19 protein-coding genes are annotated in these 14,154 nt (G+C 61.2%); 1 reads left to right on the top strand and 18 read right to left on the bottom strand.

Features of this window, described 5'->3' with window-relative positions:
- The 13 genes from fliE to ACN9MB_RS10615 form a co-directional block, all read right to left on the bottom strand.
- A complete protein-coding gene (fliE, locus tag ACN9MB_RS10675) occupies positions 1 to 303 on the bottom strand; it encodes a flagellar hook-basal body complex protein FliE (RefSeq protein WP_426271797.1) in 303 nt (100 codons plus the stop codon).
- Positions 300 to 716, bottom strand: coding sequence for a flagellar basal body rod protein FlgC (locus ACN9MB_RS10670; RefSeq protein ID WP_426271796.1), 417 nt, complete (start codon positions 714 to 716; stop codon positions 300 to 302). The genes fliE and ACN9MB_RS10670 overlap by 4 nt, the downstream gene beginning before the upstream one ends.
- 2 nt (positions 717 to 718) lie before the next feature.
- Complete coding sequence (locus tag ACN9MB_RS10665; protein WP_426271795.1) at positions 719 to 1,087, bottom strand: flagellar basal body rod protein FlgB; 369 nt, start codon at positions 1,085 to 1,087, stop codon at positions 719 to 721.
- Between the two features lie 8 nt (positions 1,088 to 1,095).
- Complete coding sequence (locus tag ACN9MB_RS10660; protein ID WP_426271794.1) at positions 1,096 to 2,223, bottom strand: flagellar basal body P-ring protein FlgI; 1,128 nt, start codon at positions 2,221 to 2,223, stop codon at positions 1,096 to 1,098.
- Positions 2,205 to 2,711, bottom strand: a complete 507-nt coding sequence (locus ACN9MB_RS10655; protein WP_426271793.1) for a flagellar basal body L-ring protein FlgH — start codon at positions 2,709 to 2,711, stop codon at positions 2,205 to 2,207. Before ACN9MB_RS10655 ends, ACN9MB_RS10660 begins: the two co-directional genes overlap by 19 nt.
- A gap of 73 nt (positions 2,712 to 2,784) precedes the next feature.
- Positions 2,785 to 3,486: a flagellar basal body P-ring formation chaperone FlgA gene (gene flgA, locus ACN9MB_RS10650; protein WP_426271791.1), complete on the bottom strand. Its 702-nt coding sequence runs from the start codon at positions 3,484 to 3,486 to the stop codon at positions 2,785 to 2,787.
- A gap of 2 nt (positions 3,487 to 3,488) precedes the next feature.
- Positions 3,489 to 4,256, bottom strand: a complete 768-nt coding sequence (locus ACN9MB_RS10645) for a flagellar hook-basal body protein (protein ID WP_426271790.1) — start codon at positions 4,254 to 4,256, stop codon at positions 3,489 to 3,491.
- A 10-nt stretch (positions 4,257 to 4,266) separates the two neighbouring features.
- Positions 4,267 to 4,944: a flagellar hook-basal body protein gene (locus tag ACN9MB_RS10640; protein WP_426271789.1), complete on the bottom strand. Its 678-nt coding sequence runs from the start codon at positions 4,942 to 4,944 to the stop codon at positions 4,267 to 4,269.
- A gap of 7 nt (positions 4,945 to 4,951) precedes the next feature.
- Positions 4,952 to 7,012, bottom strand: a complete 2,061-nt coding sequence (locus tag ACN9MB_RS10635) for a flagellar biosynthesis protein FlhA (RefSeq protein WP_426271788.1) — start codon at positions 7,010 to 7,012, stop codon at positions 4,952 to 4,954.
- Entirely contained in the window at positions 7,009 to 8,082 is a 1,074-nt protein-coding gene (locus ACN9MB_RS10630) for an EscU/YscU/HrcU family type III secretion system export apparatus switch protein (RefSeq protein ID WP_426271787.1), read from the bottom strand. Before ACN9MB_RS10630 ends, ACN9MB_RS10635 begins: the two co-directional genes overlap by 4 nt.
- Position 8,083: 1 nt before the next feature.
- A complete protein-coding gene (locus tag ACN9MB_RS10625) occupies positions 8,084 to 8,851 on the bottom strand; it encodes a flagellar biosynthetic protein FliR (protein ID WP_426271786.1) in 768 nt (255 codons plus the stop codon).
- Positions 8,852 to 8,856: 5 nt separating this feature from the next.
- Positions 8,857 to 9,120 (bottom strand): flagellar biosynthetic protein FliQ, encoded by a 264-nt coding sequence (locus tag ACN9MB_RS10620; RefSeq protein ID WP_426271785.1) that lies wholly within the window; start codon positions 9,118 to 9,120, stop codon positions 8,857 to 8,859.
- The gene (locus ACN9MB_RS10615; RefSeq protein WP_426271784.1) at positions 9,110 to 10,261 is read right to left on the bottom strand and encodes a tetratricopeptide repeat protein; all 1,152 of its coding nucleotides are present in this window, start codon (positions 10,259 to 10,261) and stop codon (positions 9,110 to 9,112) included. Before ACN9MB_RS10615 ends, ACN9MB_RS10620 begins: the two co-directional genes overlap by 11 nt.
- Positions 10,262 to 10,728: 467 nt before the next feature.
- Here ACN9MB_RS10615 and ACN9MB_RS10610 point away from each other — a divergent pair, with 467 nt between their 5' ends.
- Positions 10,729 to 11,112, top strand: coding sequence for a hypothetical protein (locus ACN9MB_RS10610; RefSeq protein ID WP_426271783.1), 384 nt, complete (start codon positions 10,729 to 10,731; stop codon positions 11,110 to 11,112).
- Between the two features lie 71 nt (positions 11,113 to 11,183).
- Here the strand turns inward: ACN9MB_RS10610 and ACN9MB_RS10605 are convergent, their stop codons facing one another.
- The 5 genes from ACN9MB_RS10605 to ACN9MB_RS10585 form a co-directional block, all read right to left on the bottom strand.
- On the bottom strand, positions 11,184 to 11,573 hold the full coding sequence (locus ACN9MB_RS10605) for a hypothetical protein (protein WP_426271782.1): 390 nt from the start codon (positions 11,571 to 11,573) through the stop codon (positions 11,184 to 11,186).
- Positions 11,574 to 11,583: 10 nt separating this feature from the next.
- Positions 11,584 to 11,982 (bottom strand): hypothetical protein, encoded by a 399-nt coding sequence (locus ACN9MB_RS10600; RefSeq protein WP_426271781.1) that lies wholly within the window; start codon positions 11,980 to 11,982, stop codon positions 11,584 to 11,586.
- A gap of 453 nt (positions 11,983 to 12,435) precedes the next feature.
- Positions 12,436 to 12,750: a HigA family addiction module antitoxin gene (locus tag ACN9MB_RS10595; protein ID WP_426271780.1), complete on the bottom strand. Its 315-nt coding sequence runs from the start codon at positions 12,748 to 12,750 to the stop codon at positions 12,436 to 12,438.
- A 139-nt stretch (positions 12,751 to 12,889) separates the two neighbouring features.
- Positions 12,890 to 13,234, bottom strand: coding sequence for a hypothetical protein (locus ACN9MB_RS10590; RefSeq protein WP_426271779.1), 345 nt, complete (start codon positions 13,232 to 13,234; stop codon positions 12,890 to 12,892).
- Positions 13,235 to 13,595: 361 nt separating this feature from the next.
- The gene (locus ACN9MB_RS10585) at positions 13,596 to 14,153 is read right to left on the bottom strand and encodes a hypothetical protein (RefSeq protein WP_426271778.1); all 558 of its coding nucleotides are present in this window, start codon (positions 14,151 to 14,153) and stop codon (positions 13,596 to 13,598) included.
- Position 14,154 lies beyond the last annotated feature (1 nt).

Here is a 14,154-nt window from a genome sequence, read left to right as displayed (position 1 = left end):
TTACAACTGCATGTTGGTCAGGCTCTGATACGCATCGACGACGCGATTTCGCACCTCGACGGCCATTTGCAACTTCAGGTGCGCCTGTTCGAACGCGATCATCACGTCGTGCACGGGAATCTTGTCGCCTGCCGCCAGTTGGCGCGCCAGCGCGTCGGCCTGTGAAAGGTCGGCATTGATGCCGTTCAGGCCATCACCCAGGGCATTCATGAAACCGTTGCCTTGCAGGGACGACAGCGGCGTCGCCTCGCGCGCGCCGTCGATGACACCTATCGATATCGGCTGGATCGGGGTCACGCTCATGCGCCACCTCCAAGATCCAGCGCATGTAGCGCCATGCCACGCAGCGTGTTGAACGCGCGAACGTTGGCCTCGTAGGCGCGGCTCGCATCCAACAGCGAACTCATCTCCTGCACCAGGTCGACCTTGGGATAGCTGACCATGCCGTTCTGGTCGGCGGCCGGGTCGGAGGGGTCGTGGACCTTGCGTTCGGCAGCCTCGGCATCAACCATCACGGGACGCGGAAAATGTCCTGCCATCAGCGATGCCGACGTTCCCACGTGAGGTAGAAACGTGGTGGAGACGCGCATGAGCCGCGCCGGCTGCGCGGTGTCGTTGGGCGTATTGGCCACGGCAATATTGTGGCTCGCCGCTTCCAGGCGCAGGCGCTCGTATTCCAGGCCATAGCGCGTGGCCGCGAAAATCTGATCAACCATGATCAATTCCTGCCTGCCAGCGCAAGCTGCATGAGTGAAAAACGACGGGAAAGAACGGCCGTCATGGACTGATAGTCCGTGCTGGCGGCCTCGAGATCGGCCACCTCGCCGTCCAGGTGTACGTTCACGTCGGCGGCGTCCGTCGTGCTCGCCGACGAGAGCGTCGTGTGCCTGCCCTCCAGCTGCAGCTTGTCGCTGCTCATCTCCGGATGGACCGCTGCCTGCTGCAGCAGCCCGAGGGCCTGGCCAAAATCGGCGCGCTGGGCACGAAACCCCGGCGTGTCGACATTGGCGATATTGGCGCTGGCGATCTCTGCGCGCGTGCGCGCCAGGCCCATGCCAAGACGCAATGCTTCGGTGGTTAGATCCATGGTCTACCTCACTGAATCACAAGGTCGCCTTGCAACGCGCCGGCAGCCTTGATGGATTGAAGAATGGTGATGACGTCGCGCGTCGAAAGATGGATGGCGCGCAAGGCACCGACGAGGTCGGCCACGGTCGCGCCATTGGGCATGTTGACCATGCGTGCTTCTGGATCCTGCACGTTGATGGTCGACTGGGGCACCACTGCCGTACCGATATTGCGGGAAGGATTGATGAGTCCCTCCGGCTGCGAAACCAGGTAGTCAGTCTGCACCGATACACGCAAGTCGCCTTGCGAAATGGTCACGCTCCCCAGCCTCACGTCGCCACCGGAGACCACCGTCCCGGTGCGTTCATTGACCACGACGCGTGCGATGGCGTCCGGCGTCACCGGCACGTTCTCGATCGACGAGATCATGCGCACCATGTCGGCAGGCGGCGATGGAAACACGACTCTCACCTTGCCCGCATGCTCGGCCACGGCCGAAACGCCGGCATTGCGACGCAACGATTCGGCAACGCGCTCCGCCGTGGTGAAATCCGGCTGATACAACACGACGTCAAGCGTTCGACTGTCGGTGTTCAGGCCTAACGGCGCCTCTCGCTCGACCGATGCACCGTCCGGTACCCGGCCCACCGTGGGGTGGTTCTTCTGCTCCATGCTGCCAAACGAGCGCACCTCGTAGCCACCCACGGAAAGCGCACCCTGCGCCAGCGCGTACATTTTCCCGTCAGGTCCGTTCAACGGCGTCAGGAGCAACACGCCGCCGGATAGGCTGCGCGCATCGCCGAGGGACGAAACAGAAACGTCGAGCTTCTGACCCGACTCGGCAAACGCAGGCAGCGTCGACGTCACGAGGACGGCAGCGACGTTGCGGCTATTGAGGTCGTCGGGGCTGATGTTCACGCCGAAATGACTCAGCGTGTTGGCCACCGACTGCACGGTGAGGTGGTTCTTGCTGGTGTCGCCTGTGCCCGCAAGGCCGATGACGAGGCCGTAGCCCGTCAAGGGGTTGTCGCGCACACCTTCGATACGGGCAATTTCCTTGAGCCGCACGCTGCCGGTGTCCGCGTGCACAGGCAGCATGCAGACCACGAGCAGAAGGCCAATAAGAGCACGACATGTCATATCAGGCGCAACCACCGAGCAATGCGATAGAGAATGCTTCGGCGTTGTGCTTCGGACACGTCGCCTTGGCCAGTGAATTGGATGTTCGCTTCGCTGATCCGGTTCGAGAGGATGACATTCGTGGCCGAGATGTCTTCCGGACGCACCAGACCCGTCAAGGCGAAATGCTGCTTTTCGCCGTTGACCACCACGGTCTGCTCGCCGCGGACACGCAGCATGTCGTTGCCCTCAATGCCCGTGACGCGCACTGTCAACTGCGCCTGGAGCATGCCGGCGCGCGTCGTCTTGCCTTCGCCTGCATCGCTACCGGACAGGCCCACGCCGTAGTTGTGCTGCGTGTGCTTGCTTTGCGTGTTGGCAGCGAGCTGTACGCCACTGTCGGCGTCCGTATTCGCGCTGGCGGAAGCCTGCGCCGTCTCCGTGACGACCACGGTCAGCGTGTCGCCGACCGCATGAGCACGCCGGTCGGCCGCCAGGCCGCGGTAGGCATCGGGTTCGATCATCGATCCCGATGCGTGCTGCGCATGCACTGCAAACGTCGTCAGGGCGCAAGCAAGCAATAACGGTATGCCATGTTTACTGGACAACTTCGACCACTCCCTTCTCTGTCACTCGCGCACGCACAGGCTCATCAGCACCGTTGATCAGAACAGGCACCACGTCCCCGGCATTGCCTTTCTCATTGGCCACGCCACGTGTCGCCAAACGAATCGCGCCATAACTGGCAAGCACGCGAACCTTCTCTTGTCGATCCACGTCCGGAATCTTCTCGAAATCGCTCAACAGCACGGCGCTGCCCTCTTGAACCGGCTTGCGCAACCGCATCCCATCGAGTGCGGATGGCCCGTCCACGGGCGTTTCCTGCAGCGTCGCCACGTCGACATCTGCGGCGTGGATCCGCAACTGCTGCGCCTGGACACCGATGGGTTCGTCGTCCCCGTAGGTAAGCACCTTGCTGTGGACGCTCAGCGCGAACCAGACGGTGGCGGAGCGCACGACCCGGCCATCCACCAGCACATCCACAGGCACGCCCACGCGGGGTCGTGGCCATCGCCCACTGATGGGATGAACCTGCAGGCTCACCTCACCCATGGGTACGCGCACCTCCTCGGGCGTGCCGATCGTGGTGATCGATACCTCGCCGCCGGACGCCAGGTGTTCGCGCAGCACATCCTGGGCCGCACCGACGAGGCGCGACGCAGCCACCGTCTGCACCGCACTCCCCGCGAGGAGTGGCGCAGACAGCAGGACGGCGAGCACGAGCAGTACGTAGCGCATGCTTACTGGCGAAGATTATTGATGGTGTCGAGGATCTGATCCGACGCCTGCAGTACGCGTGCATTGAGTTGATAGGCGCGCTGTGCGATCACCAACGAGGACATCTCCGACACCATGTCGACATTGGAACTCTCCAGCGAGCCTTGCAGAATGCTGCCCGTTCCGTTCTCGTTGGCCTTCTCCACGCTCGGATCACCCGATGCCTGGGTGGCGGCAAAATTGTTGCCTCCCACCGACTGCAGCCCATCCGGCGACGGGAAAACACTGAGTTCAAGCGTCCCCAGCAACGTCTGCGTGGCGCTGCCGCCGACGTTGGCGTAGATCTGGCCACTCTGGTTGATCTGGATCTGGGCAGCATCGGGCGGAATCTGGATGTTCTGCGCAAGACGATTGCCATCGACCGTCGCCAGATAGCCTTCGCTATCCACGTGCAGCTGGCCCGCACGGGTGTAAAGGCGATTGCCGTTGCTGTCCGCGATTTCCAGGAAACCGCTGCCCTGGATGCCGATGTCCCAGGTGTTGTTCGTCTGCATCATCTGGCCCTGCGAAAACAGCGCCGTGGTCGCCAGGATCTCCGAACCGGCACCCTCGCTCTCGGGCGGCAGTCCGGCCGCCACCTGCGCAGGCGACATCGTTGCAATGTCTCCAAATGCCACGCGTTTGGCCTTGAAGCCAGGCGTCTGCATGTTGGAAATATTGTTGGACAAGGTGTCGATCTGGCTCTGCTGGCTCTTCAAGCCAGAGGTAGCGATGTAAAGCGCGTCGATCATGTCGAACTCCTCAGGCGTTGTCGCCAAGGTGGGAAACGCCACTCTGCATGGCGGTGTCATAGGCTTGAATGGCCCGCTGCACCGACTGTGCGTGACGGGTCACTTCCATCAGGCGCACCATTTCGGTGCCGGGATCCACGTTCGAGCGCTCCAGTGCGCCCTGGTGCAGGCTGCCGTTCCACTCGCCGGGCGCGCCGCTATAGGCATAGAGGCCGTCACCGATCTCGCGCAGACCGTCGGCGTTCGCAACGCCAACGATCCTCAACGTATCGATCTGCTTATCGCCATCCTTGATCGCGCCGTCCGCGCCGATCTGCACCGCGGCGGTGTCCAGCGTGATCGGACCGGATTCGCCCATGACGGCACGACCCATGTCGTCCACCAGCTGACGGTCCTCGTTGAGATGGAATTGCCCGTTGCGCGTCAAACGCTCCTGGCCGTTCACATCGACAACGAAGAACCCCTGACCCTGGATGGCCAGATCCAGCGAAGCGCCCGTCTTGTCGAGATTGCCGTCCAGCATACTGAGCGTTCGATCGGTGCTTGCCGTGGCCGCTCGAAAATCGCCCTTGAGGCGTTCAGTGCGATAGCCGACCGTGCGCATGTTGGCCACGTTCTGTCCAATGATGTCCAGTGATTCGACATCACGGCTGAGATAGCTGGCGATACTGGAAATGACGTTGCTCATGAATTCCTCATGGAGACACGCTGACGACGCCGAAAGACTTCACGGCCAGGGACGCCGGCACCTCGTTGATGCCGAGCACGGTGATATGGGGGAGGCTTCGTTGGATCAGCGCTCGCAGATGACGCCGCAACGCACTGGGGCAAAGCAGCACAGGGAGATGGTTGCGCACCATCATGGCTTCGGACTGCTTCGCCAATCCGCCAAGCAAAGCCTCGAGCTGCCCGGGATCGCTAAGCAGAAGCCCGGTTCCCTCACGCTGCCTGAGTGCCGTGACGATGTTGCGCTCAAGCTCCGTTGCCAGAGTCAGCACGTGCAGCTCACCCTGCGCATTGCTCACGCGCTGGCAGATGGTCGGGCCGAGTCGTTCACGCACGCGCTCGACCAGTTCATCAGTCTGCTTATAGGTTTTACCCGCGTCGACGAGCACCTCAAGAATGGATTCCGTGTTGCGGATGCTCACCTGCTCCTTCAACAACTGCTGGAGCACTTTCTGCACGTCCGTATAAGACAGGACGCCCGGAATCAGCTCGTCGACCAGCGACGCCTGCTGCTCCCGCACCCGCGTTACGAGGCGTTCCGTCTCCGCACGGGTCAGCAGTTCCGGCGCATGTCGTTTCACCACCTCGCCGAGATGGGTGATCAACACGGTTTCCGGATCGACCAGCGTATATCCCGCGCCACGCGCAAACTGGCGCTGCTCGGGCGGTATCCACAGTGCGGGCAAGCCGTAGGCGGGATCCTTGGTCTCCTTGCCTTCCAGGCGCGGACGCTTGCCACCCGGGTCAATGGCCAGCAGCGCGTCGAAATGCAACTCGCCCTTACCGACCCGCGATCCCTGCACGTGAATCTCATAGCCGCGCTCGGCCAGCGGCGCCTCCTGGATCAGCTTCACCTTCGGCAGGATGAAACCGGCTTCCAGCGCATACTGCTTGCGGTAGGTGGCAATCCGCTCGCCCAAGTCGAGATTCTTCGCCTTGTAGGTCGCCACGATGGCCGTGCCGAGATGAATCTCGATCGGTTCGACCGCCATCAGTTTGTAGATGTCTTCCTCGGCGCGACTTGCCGGCGGCTCGAGTACGGAATCCTCGACGTCGCTTGTCTGAGCGGAGGATTTGTCGCGAACCGAAAAGTAGATCAGGGCGCCTACGCCGGCCAGCACGACAAGCACCGGCCAGGCAGGGAGGCCAGGCAACAGCATCACGCCCATCAAGGCCACCGCCACGATCAGCAGCGTGCGCGAATTGCTCAGGACCTGGCGCGTTATCTCGGTGCCCAACTGGGCATCCGATGCGGCACGCGTAATGATAATGCCCGTGGCCACCGCGATTACCAGCGACGGGATCTGCGTCACGATGCCGTCGCCCACGGTCAGCAGCGTGTACTGATGCGCCGCTTCCGACCACGGCAGGCCACGTTGCACCATACCGACGGCGAGGCCACCGATGATGTCGATCAGGATGATCATGATGCCGGCGATGGCATCGCCCTTCACGAACTTGGTGGCGCCGTCCATCGCTCCGTAGAAGCTCGCCTCGCGCTCCACCAGTGCACGGCGCCGCTTGGCTTCATGCTGATCGATGAGACCCATGTTCATGTCCGCATCGATGCTCATCTGCTTGCCGGGCATGCTGTCGAGCGTAAAGCGTGCCGCGACCTCCGCCACACGCTGCGCACCGCTGGTGACGACCACGTACTGCACCACCACCAGGATAAGAAACACCACCAGGCCAATGACGTAGTTGCCGCCGACCACGTAAGAGCCGATCGCGTTGATCACCCGGCCGGCATTGCCCTTGTCCAGGATGAGGCGCGTCGCCGAAATATTCAGTGAGAGACGAAACAACGTGGTGATGAGCAACAACGAGGGAAACGTGGAGAAGCTCAGCGGCGTCTCGGTAAAGAACGTGATCAGCAGCACCAGTAGCGCCGCCGTGAAATTCAACACCAGCAGGAAGTCGAGAAGGCCAGGCGGGATCGGCGTAAACAGGATGACAAGAATGCCGACCATGCCCAGCACGAGCGCCATGTCACGCTTGCTGCCCCAGAGCTGTCCAAATAGTGCGCTCACGAAAAAATCCTGTTGCCGGGGCGGTTCATCAACCAGCGATAGACGGGCGCCAGCTGGCTATAGAGATGATCAGGCACGGGCTTGTCGATGCTGCACTCCCGGAACAGCGCGCGCGCCAATACCGGCGAGCGAAGACAAGGAACGCCGGAAACGGCCGCCTTGCTGCGCATCGCCGCTGCCACGGCGTCGGTTCCCTTGGCCAGCACGACCGGCGATCGCATCGTGCGCGGTCGGTACTGGATGGCCACGGCAAGATGCGTGGGATTGGTCAGCACCACATCGGCTTCCGGCACGCGTCGCACCGAACGCGATTGCTTGAGAAGCTCCACCATGATCCGCTTGCGCTTGTGCCGGATATCCGGATCGCCTTCGCGACGCTTCACCTCGTCCTTGATGTCGTTGCGGCTCATGCGCAGCTTGCGCAGATACTCGCGACGGGAGAAAAGCAGATCCATCAGCGCCACCAGGGCGAGTACGACCAGTACCCAGGTGGTGACCCGCACATAGATCGACCTCAGCAACTCCCCCGCCGCACCGGGTGCAGCGGTCGCCGTGGCCAATAGCTGGTGCTGTAGCGAGCCAGTCAGCCACCAGGCCATCGCTCCCAGCAACGCCACTTTGAGCGCCAGTTTGAAAAGGTCCCAAAGCAAGCGAAGCGAGAAGATCCGCTTGAATCCCTGCGTAGGGTTGAGGCGCGAGAAGTCAGGTTTCATGGGCTCGGTACTGAAGACCGGGCCGGTCTGAACCAGGTTGGCAATCACTGCGGTCACAACCAGCGCAATCACCAGCGGAACCATGGCCTGCCACACGGGCCGGAAGGTTTCGCCTATCCACTGCATGAGACTTATCGATGGTGTCGGTGCGTTGCCCGCCATCAGGATCATTCGCTGGAACGAGTGCGCCCAGGCACCCGCGAGCGTCGCCGCAGTGGCGCACACCGTGATGCTGAAGACCACGGTCACCAACAGGCCGCTCACTTCCGCGCTACGCGCCACCTGCCCCTTCTTGCGCGCTTCCTGGAGGCGAAACGGGGTCGGCTGTTCGGTTTTGCTCTGCTCGTTCTCGGCCATGTCAGTGCGCCGCTGACATGGGCAAGGCCAGCATAGCCTCACGAAACAGCCGCTCGATCAGCGGAGGCGCAAATCGCAGCGTCGCCGCCAGCAGCGCGAAGCCTGCCATCACCTTCAGCGGCAATGCCACGAAATAGATATTTGCCTGGGGCATCGATCGGCTCGCGTACGCGGTGCCGAGATCAATAGCGAACAGACCAAGCACCACAGGCAGCACTACCATAAGGCCCAGCAAGAACTGGGTCGACAGCAGGCCCAGGAACCCCGCGGGTGTCATGACTACACGGCCGCTTCCAAGGGGGATCAGGTTTATCGAAGCGACCAGCCCGCGCAGCAGAACCAGGTGAAGCCCCAGCGCAAAAAACGCCACCATCCCCGCCCACTGGATCACGGTGCCGAACAGCGATTCGGTAGTGTGGGTGGAGGGGTTGAGCAGACTGGCCGCTGCCAGGCCCGACTGCATGTCGAGCATGCGCGCGGCAAAACCGAGGGCAGCCATGGGCAAAACCACTGCCAGCGCAAACGTGAGCCCCACCAGGCTTTCGCCGCCAAGGGCAAGCCCAAACAGCAGAGGCGAATCCAACGTAGCTGTCGACACGTTTGCTGCATTCACGGCCCCGACCGCGACCAGGCTGAGCGCGAGGAGCACGATGACACGCACCGTTCCGGGCACCCACGCAAAGGGGCCGAATGCGGGCACCACCAGCAACGGCGCAAACCGTGCCATAGCCAACAGAAACGCTGCGACATCCCCATCCAGTGCTTCCACGAGCGTTACATCCCCGCCACAAGGCCGAACAGATGTCGCGTGAACTCGACCACCACGGCCATCATCCAAGCGCCGGTCATCACGAACATCATCACGACAACGACGAGCTTGGGAATGAACGTCAGGGTCATTTCCTGGATCTGGGTCACCACCTGCACGATGGAAATCACCACGCCGACCAGCAGGGTCGCCACCAGGATCGGGGCGCTGACCTTGGCTGCCGTAAGCAAGGTCTGCGCGAGCAGATGCATCGCGACATCAGTGTCCACGCGGACGCTCCTGTGCCGGGCGAAGCAAGTCGCGCAACGTATAGACGAATTCCGCCGTGACCGGCCCGCGCATGCCGGGCGACGAGGCGGTCAGCGACTGGATGATCGCCTGAGCCTCGGCCTCCTTGCCCTCGTCCAGCAACAAGACGCTCTGCGCGTAACGCGCCGAGCGTCCATTCGGATCGAGCCTCAACGCACGCTTGATCGCCTCGCCGGCGGCGTCCCTTTCGCCGCGAAGCGCATGGATCAGCGCGCGTCCACCGTGCGTTTCGCCAAAGGTACGATCCAGCGCGAATGCGGCGTCGAGACTTTCCTGTGCGCCGTCCAGATTACCCTGCAGCAGCTGGCACCATGCCATGGCGTGCCAGCTGCCGATGTGTTCGGGCATATAAGCCACGGCGCGATCCAGCACCGCGCGTGCCGCGACAATGTCGCCGCGCAACATCAAGCCTTCGCCCAGCCCAAGATATGCCCTGCCTGCACTCGGCTGCGCGGCAATCAACTGTTGGAACATTGGTACGGCAACATCGTCGCGCCGTTCCGATAGCGCAAGCGTGGCACTGACGAGTCCGGCGTCGAACTGCGCAGGATCCAAGGCAAGCGCTTGCGCTGCCGCCTGTGCAGCACCCGCCGTCTCACCGCTATCCAGCAGCAAGAGCGCGCGCAAGCCATGGAACTCGGCATGCCGATGATGCGCCCCCACATTATCCAGCGCGACCAACGCATCGCCGATATGCTGCTGGTAAAACAGGATGCGCGCCTTCAGCTCGATGGCAGCTGACGTGTCGGCGTCCTTCGCGCCCGCCAACGACAAAGTGCGAAGTGCGTCATCGAACTTTTTGAGCCTGAATTGAGCCAAGGCAAGGTCGTGACACAGCCCTGCGGGCGCTGGGTTCATCTCGACTGTGAGCGGCTGAAGCAACGCAACGACCGTCGCGAAATCAGCCTCCATGAGCGCGCAACGGGCTTCGCGAAACACCACGCCGGGCAACATCCTCAACGGACGTGCCACCTGTTCCAGGCGCTGTCTCGCTCGCTCAACCTGCCCTTCGATCAGCAACTGATCGAGCAGTTCACACAAGATGTCAGCATTGGAAGGGTCTCGGTCCGCAAAAGCCTCGAGCGAGGCAATGCGGCTCACAGTCGACCCCTAAACTTCTTGCATTGCAGACGGACAAGTACATCAAGCGGGGCGTCGAAACGCCCTGCATCATCCAGCATGATCTTGAACACGTAAGTCCATTTACGCACGGCGAAGACCGTACGCCCCCTTGCATTCCAGCCCTTCAGAACAACGCCCCCGCGCTATTCAGCAGATCAACCATTCAGATCTGGGCTGCGACGCGGCGAGACTAGGTGCGCTGTAAAGAGGCTGTCAATAAGCCAAACGGCTCGCAAATATCTGCGACTCTTAGAGTCATAAAATCAAGGATATAAATGTGAAGCTCGCAAGAGGTTATGGTCGAACTCCGCCGCGTTCTGGCGCGACCGAGAAATCGCCACTGAGGACGCTTGTCGGAGTGCGCACATTGAATGTGATGCGCATCACTTTTTATGTCGATACAGCAACACCGTTACACTTCGCTCGCCCATCTCAAGGAACCTCTTATGTCCAGCGATCGCATCACCCCAGGTTCGTCACTACTGGAGACGATGCGGGCATTGGCTCAAGGCAAGGCCGGGTCCACCACGGCGCCGGAGGCAGCGACCCCGGCAAAGAACGAGCAAGATCCGAAGGTTTCGCGACATTCCGCCGCACAGCTTCGCCAGCGACTGCGCTCGCTGCTTGCGGGCGTCGACCCGGATGACGACCAAGCCATGCAAACCGTGCGAGAGCCCGTACTGCGGGAGATCGTCCTTTGGGAGTTCGGCAGCGATTTCCGGCAGAGCACACATTTTCAGCCAATGGTCGAACGCATCAACCAGGCCATCGACATCGATGAGCGCTTTCGCTCGCAGTTCGTGGAAATGGTGCGGGGCTTGAAGCGGTAACACCGATCGATGGCGCTCTTGCTCACGGCGAGATAATGGAACCCGTCAAGTGCACGCCTACGCTGCCACTCTCATCGAGGCGCATCTTTGGCAAGAAAACGCACACCTGTCCCGGAGAGATTGTAAATGCGTGTTTCGAGATAGCTCGACGACTGTTCCTGTAGATCAACCACGGCTTCCGCGCCCGACAAGCACGCCTGTCGCTTCAACTCGGCCGCTGCAGATACGTAGTCGGACGACACGAAGAATGTCTTTTCAAGGTGGACATTGAGCCGCGATATGGCGACATAGGTCTGCTTCGGTGGTGAATCTTTGTAAACGAAAATCTGGCAATCCGCCGCCCGTGCGGCAGCGCCGCCATTGAGCGGACGATAGTTCCCTGTGGTCGCCACACATCCACAGAGGATCGAGGCGAGAAAGATCACCGTGACACTTCTGATCATGATGATCTTCCCTGTCATTGCCTGCGCCTTATTCGTGCGGACCGACACCCTTGTCCATTTCCGCAATGATTTCCTTATCCCAGTTCTTCTGCCCGGCCATGCCCGCGAACGACTTGGCAGTGCTCACCTTGACTGATGTCTTGGCACCACCAATGGACGACAACCAGACACCGGCCGACTCGCCACCCGAGCCCACCACCAGACCCACCTTATGGGGGCGCGCACCCTCGATGTAGTCAGCGGTGGATTTACTGACCACAAAGCCATTGGCAACCAAGGCATCCACAGCCGCCTTCTGAACCTCGCCAGCCGGCTTGTCGTAGACCACACTCGGCGTGCCATCACCGGGCTTGGTCGGTGTAGCAGTGCAAGCTGCTAGCAAGAGCACGCCAGCCACCATCGCGGACTTCCAAGAAATACCCTTCATGCTGTTATTCCCCTGTTTTGTCGAAACACATAATAGAAACCGCCCCGCCCTGGCGAACTCCGAAAAAGGCCAGCCCGAGTTCCGTGATTGATTTGCACGGACCCTGGCGAATTAGCGCCTGATAGCGCCTCTTTTTGCAGGACCTCTCCACTCTATCCCGGGCGAAGAGAAATAGTTTAGGGCCCGCGCGTGGCGACCTATGTCACCGGATTTGCCAATGGCAGGCCGAACCGACAAGCCACCCGTCTTCCTCATGTTCGAGCGACATCAGAAGGCTGCAAGGGTAAGAATCAGCCTCCAAAGAGTCATCTCGCCCCCCAAATGTTCAGCTACGCACAAAGACGAGACGGATAACCAAGGGGTTGTTCCGTCTTGCCGGCTTATCAAGGGGCGACACATGAACAAAGGCGGCCGGACTTAACCACCTCCGCTCCGTTTGTCCTGCGTTTGCTCTCAATCAACGAGAGGACGATAGGCGCGGATCGCAGGCTTCGCTCTCTCCAGATCGTAGCGCGCTTGAAGGGCGAGCCAATAAAAGGCTGTGGTGTCGAAGATGAGGGAAAGGCGCAGCGCAGTCTTGGGGGTGATGGGGTGGGTATCGGCGATGAAGGCTTTGATGTGATGGGCGGGTATGCCGGTGCGGCGGGCGAGTTGGGCGGGGTTGAGTGCGTTGGGGATGAGGTAGGCGTGCAGCAGGATGTCGCCGGGGGCTCGCAGGGGTTGTGAGGGGTCAACTTCCGAATGCGGGGTGAGCTGGATCAGTTCCATGGGTATTCCTCCCTGTCGGACACGGCCGCGCAGCGGATAGGCGCTTACAGCGCTCCGTGTCAGTGAATGCTTGGCAGCTTCGTCGGTGATCGCCCGAGAGCGGCGCATCGCCATGCCGGCCGATGCGCCGTAACGGTGATCATCGGAGGCGTGTGGTGTTCACTCGAGGCTCGTCACCGAGCAGGCGGGCGTACTGCTGCAAGCAGTGGATGGCCGTGCCCGAGCTGGCCGTAACGGCCACGGGAAGCGGCCATGGCAGCGGTCTGCCGGGGAATCCCCGTGCCTGCGCGTGGCGGCACCGTTCGCTGTCGAGGCGCAAGCGCGTGAGGGCGAGCACCGCCAGGGCGATGTCACCGCGCGTGCTATGACGCAGGGTTTCAGGCCATGCCGCCGCTGTGGATGACGGGTCGTCAGGCGGAGGAGTGAGGGTGTCGTCAGGGGGAACGGACGAGCGAATGCGTACCGTATGATCGCGGGTAGCCATGATCAACTCTTGTCTAGTTGGTGATGGTTAGCGGGTCGTGAGTGTGCAACCACTCACGGCCCGCGCCTCATGACCTGGTGGTCATGGCCATTCGCGAGCCCGTGCAGCACGACAGCGCGAATGACCGACTGACCCTAACAAGCAGGGTTGCCATCGTCTGTCAGGGATCGGCGAGATGGGTGTCCACCTGGACGAGGCGGTGCGTGACGGCGCCAGGCCGACCGAATGTCAGCACCATTCCCTTAGATGGTCTGAAGTCAATGCACGCTCTCAAAAACGTGCACGCTGACCGATGAAATTGTCCCTGGCACCTTTTCATTCCTTTTCACTGGCACCTTTTCATCCTGCGTTCATATTTTTGTTAGGGCTGCGCGGCTTTGAACTTCTTGCTTTCCAAATGAGCGCGGAACGCTTTTAGCATTGCCGACTTAAATGCCATTGGCGACAAAAAATCACCAACAAAAAACCGCGCACGTCCCAACTCCTTAACGCCCGCCCTTCCAGAAGAAAGGGCAACCATGTTCCATGCATTGTCCTGCCCACCGGGAGATACGCCGACCAGGCAAAGCTGACTACCATCGACAACCCCCATATCGATCACTCCCTCATACGCCAATGACGATGCTTCATCGGCCGATTGCGAAGGAGTGAGTGCCAACACGTCAGAATCTTTCTTTGCACTCCACATCGTACCCTCCTCGATACTGCCCTCACCTGAGGGGTGCACCGAAACAGGCTCACCATAGACGCAAGCAATGTTGGGTGCCGCTAAACAGGCAAGGAGCGCTGCCGATCGCTGCTTTGCCAAATTCACCTCGTTTTGGCCCGGCTGCGCCTGCTCAAGCAGGTAGGATTGGATGCTACTCGACATCGCCATGCAGCCATTTTCAGCATTGGCATCAGCGATGATTCCGCTCAAG

Origin of the sequence: Dyella kyungheensis, assembly GCF_049913195.1 — a bacterium.
Classification (GTDB): Bacteria; Pseudomonadota; Gammaproteobacteria; order Xanthomonadales; family Rhodanobacteraceae; genus Dyella; species Dyella kyungheensis.
Note: the sequence above shows the minus strand (reverse complement) of the source record. Positions and strands in the feature narration are given on the sequence as shown.